Origin of the sequence: Succinimonas sp. (assembly GCF_045225735.1) — a bacterium.
Lineage (GTDB): Bacteria > Pseudomonadota > Gammaproteobacteria > Enterobacterales > Succinivibrionaceae > Succinimonas.
The window spans coordinates 1-4,515 of the sequence record NZ_JBGVBR010000050.1; the positions used below are offsets into that span (position 1 = coordinate 1).

A 4,515-nucleotide genomic window follows, 5' to 3' on the forward strand; every position below is an offset into this window, starting at 1 on the left:
GGCGGAACCGGCTGTTCAGTCTCTGGATGAGGAGACCTTCATTCAGGCTCAGCTTGAACATATACATCGTATTGATGCCACCAACACCCTGATCATCACCATTCTGTTTGTGCTGGATCTTCTGGCGCTGCTTATCAACCATATGTCCATGGAGAAGTGGGAGCGCAAGGCGGTGGCGGAACGGGATCAGGCAAAGGAGACGGCGTTAAAGGATCCTCTCACCGGAGCCAAAAACAAGCATGCCTTCCTGCAGAAGGAGCGTGAAATCAATACTGCCATCACCGAAGGCCGGGCAGAGAATTTTGCGGTGGTGGTCTGCGATGTGAACGGACTTAAGATGATCAACGACACTCAGGGACACAAAGCCGGTGATGAGTATATCCGTCAGTCCTTCATGATTATCTGCGACATCTTCCAGCACAGCCCGGTTTACCGCATCGGCGGCGATGAATTCGTCGTTGTCATGACCGGACGGGACTATGCCATACGCCAGGTGCTTTTACAGACTCTGCATGACTGTTCCGTGGAAAATATTGCCAAGGGCGGAGCAGTGATTTCCGGCGGCGTTTCTGATTATATTCCGGGGAAAGACCCCAGCTTCCACAACGTGTTCGGCCGCGCTGACAACCTGATGTACGAGGAAAAGAAGCTCCTGAGAAAGCTTGGCTCCGTTACCCGGGAAGATGCCGAGAGAGCGATTGATGCCGGCATCCCCGCAGTGAACGCCAGGATGAACGGGGTGAGCACTTCGGAGAAAACACCGAACAGCAAGCGCCATATCCTGGTTGTCAAAGACAGGAACGTGAACCTGATGATGCTGGATAATATTCTTCAGGAACAGGAGTACGACGTTTTGTATGCCAAAGACGGCGCTGATGCCATGGAGCTGGTCAGACACCACAGGGAAGACATTGCCATCGTCCTTCTTGATCTTGAGAATCTGAAGATGCTGCATCTTAATGGCGAGCATGGCATGAAGGTGCTTAATGACACCCGGGATATACCGGAAACGGACTGACACAAAAAGATAAACAGCAGGCTGCCGGAAATCCTTCCGGGGATCCGGCCGTAACCGTCCGGCTTGCTGCCTCCTGGCGGGGGAACCGCTCCGCCTTTCTCTTTCATCTCTGCAATATCTCAAAACTCCGGAAACAGCCTCTTCTTCTGTGAGCGGCTTTCCTTGTCTTAAAGCTTCGGCGGAACCGGGACAAATTTAATGCGGCGGACGTATCCTGAGACTGCGATCTGTAACCAATGCCGGAGTTAAACGTTATCCCGGAGAGATGCTGTGAATGCCAGCCGGAAAAATCTGCCCGGAACTGTTCCGGAGCGTGTCCGCATCTTCCGTCCTTCTCCGGGGGAGCGCGTGATTTTGCGAATTCTCGCATTCTTTTGCGGCTTAAAATTTCAAACTAATTGTGTTTGCGGAAGCGGTAAAGTATTGTTTCAGGTGTGGTTTTGTTTTTCAGTATTTGACTGTAATCAGGGATTCAGATGAAAACATTAGATGATTACAAGAGTTTTCTGGCAGCCTTCAGGAAGCTCACCGGCATTGAAGCCTTTAATCCGGATGAAACGGGGCTGGTATCCGTCAGCGTGGACGATGACTTCAACATTAATCTCCAGTTTATTCAGCACAGCGGCAAGGTGCTGTGTTTCGTGGAGGTATATCAGCTGCCCTCTGAGGCCCCCCGGGAGGTTTACCGCGAGCTCCTGGCCGGAGGTCTGTTCGGCCGGGATACGGCAGGCGGCTATTTCAGCCTTGAGGAAGCCTCGGAGACGGTGGTTTACAACTATTTCTTTGACGGCAGCGCCCTGGAGGCCAATCCCGAGGAGCTTTCGGATTCTCTGGAAAATATCATGCAGGTCTGCGGCCTCTGGCGGGATCGCATTAAGGATCTTCTTTCCGGTGAGACGCCGGATAATCATTTAGATGAGCATTTCGTGGCGGACAGAATAATGCTGACCCCTTGATTTTTTAAACGCTGACAGGCGAGGAGAGGTCTATGACCGGAGTAATGAATTCATTTGAGACCATTGCCAGAGAGGCATGGCTCACATCCCGTGATGTGGTGGTGAATGAGGCCGGAGACAAGGCGCAGCGGGGGAATCTCTTTTTTTCCGCCGGCAGGGAAGTCAATGACAACACCATGAGGGTCTTTCGGCAGGCTCTGTCTCAGAAGTACGGTGTTTTCGGGGAACACGCCTTTGACACGGTGGTGGGCGCCCGGAGTCAGATGCATAAATCACTGCGCGTCTGCGATATCAGGGATGTGCTCTCCAGTCTGGAAACCGTTAAAAAGACCCGGCTCATCTGCGAACTCAACCGGCAGCTGGATACGGATCCCAAGATGCTGCAGATGCCACTGAAAGATCAGGATCAGGTGCGCGATGCCATAAGAGCTCATTTAAAGCATAACAGCTACACCGGCGAGCTCCGGAAGACGGAGGATCTGAGCCGGGTGGCGGCGTCTATTATCAAAGAGCACATCGAAAATCATGAGAGTTTGAATGATCCGGTTAAAACCGAGGATTTTCATGAATTTCGCAAGGATGTGTCAAAGGAACTGGGAGACCGGGATCCGGCGGGGCTCAGGAATCTTTCCGCAGTCATTGACAAAAAAGAAGGCTCTGTGGAGGATCGGGTCAAAAGCGGCGTTCTGGGCGCCGGGCAGAGAATCAACCGTTCCTCTGTTAATCCCATGCTCTTCCAGGAACTCAAATCCAACGGCGTGGAACCGGGCTTTATCTATACCAATGACTGGTCTGCCAATGATACCCGGGGCCTCATGGCCGATTATACATCGGAGGAAAGTCTTGAGGCTCTGGAGAAATTGAAAAACTTCTCTCCGGCTCTCCGGGAGAAGTGCGCTGGCAAAACCACCCGGGAGCAGATTATGCTCTGCGGCCGGTCCCATCCTGCCTGCATGTCAGCGGTGGCGGAATTCATTATCGAAAGGGAGATGGAAAAACCGGACAGCCGGCTCTATCAGGCCTTTATGGATAAGAGAGGCATGATTAACACCGCAGAAAACTGGCAGGATGCGGGCTTTGACTACATCAAGAAGGAATTCTTCGCCGAAATCCGGGATGCCATTCTGGCCGTAAACGACAAGGATGGCGATTATGAAAAGTCTCCGGTGTTCAAGCATTTTACCGACCGGCATATTACCAAGCTGGACTATAACGAAAGCGCCCGGATCGTTAATTATGCCAAGGGATCCGAAGGCAAATTCATGCGTCCGGAACGGATTATCACCGGCCGCAAGTTCGGTCAGATTTACCGCCTGCAGACCGCCACCACTGCCGACAAGTCTTCCGCCGGCGCCGTTACCGAGGCTCTGGCCAATGACCTCTCCCGCCTGGCCGGCGTGCCTACTCAGGAGCTCCGCATCGTCCGGGGCAAGTATTCCGACGGGCATCCGAAGCTGATGCTGGAGGCGAAGTTTGCCAAAGGCTACCAGGACATGGAGAAGGGCTTTATCAAGGACGGCCAGATCGTGACTCCCGAGGGGCAGAAAACGGAAAAGCTCGGCAAGTACAAGGCCTTCTTCCTGGTCACCGCGGATCGCGATGCCGTGGGTTCCCGGGGGCAGAACAAGGGCTTTAAGGACGGCAAGTTTTTTGCCATCGATCCCGGGCATTCCCTGGAAAAGAACGGCCGCTTCCTGGAGGTGGATGACAATCTGAACTTCAAGGATACCTTCGGCTTTTCCACCAAACCCCGCTTTAAGAACTTTTCGGTGTTTGACGATGATACCCGTTTTGAGAAGTTCAAGGGCGTGCTGGAGCTCAGAGATCTGAAGAATTCCGATAAGGCAGATGGTCTTTTCAGGGATTATCTCACCGCTTTCAACCCTGATGAACCGAATATTTCCGCTCCGGAAAAGCAGCTCCGGGAACAAATTAAGGCTTCCATTCTGGAGAAGCAGAAGGAGTTTAACGACAGTCTGGACAAGATCCTCACGGTGTCGGAAAACCAGCTTCATCTCTATGACGATCTCGCCGGAGACGGCCCCGAGATGCAGGAAAAGGCCATTGAGACTATTGAAAACCTGGAAAAGCTGACATCCCCCACTACCTGGGTCAGCCCTAATGGCGAGGTTGCCCTGAAGCACCTCTCCGTGATTCCCCAGAACCGGATGCCCTGGCGAGCTCATGTGGACGGGGATAACATTGTCTATCACTGTGATAAGCCGCTGAATCGGGAGGCCGCAAATATGCTGCGGGCCATGGGAGTGACTGCCGGTGTCAATGTGGAGATCGATGCCGAAGCCTGCGTCAGGATCACTGTTTCCCGGGCCAATGCCGGCAAAGTCTTTGAGGTGTTTTCCGAAAAGAATGTGGCGAAGATGACCCATCCGGATGAGGCCAGCGAAAGACAGATGGGCGGGAACGGACTTACGGCGGCTAAGAATTACAGTTCTCCGGTGATTTCGGCTCCTGCTGCCGGCCCCGCTCCGGATCCCTCGGTGCCCCCGTTCCCTATTCCTGACGATCTGGATGTGGAGATCG

General features: G+C 53.2%; 3 protein-coding genes. All 3 read left to right on the plus strand.

The window, feature by feature from the left end; genetic code table 11:
* A partial coding sequence (locus ACJROR_RS01785; protein ID WP_406545602.1) for a diguanylate cyclase domain-containing protein occupies nt 1-1,018 on the plus strand: 1,018 nt, incomplete at its 5' end.
* A 476-nt stretch (nt 1,019-1,494) separates the two neighbouring features.
* Nucleotides 1,495-1,974: a type III secretion system chaperone gene (locus tag ACJROR_RS01790; protein ID WP_406038743.1), complete on the plus strand. Its 480-nt coding sequence runs from the start codon at nt 1,495-1,497 to the stop codon at nt 1,972-1,974.
* A 32-nt stretch (nt 1,975-2,006) separates the two neighbouring features.
* The coding region (locus tag ACJROR_RS01795) for a hypothetical protein (protein WP_406545603.1) at nt 2,007-4,515 on the plus strand (2,509 nt) is incomplete at its 3' end.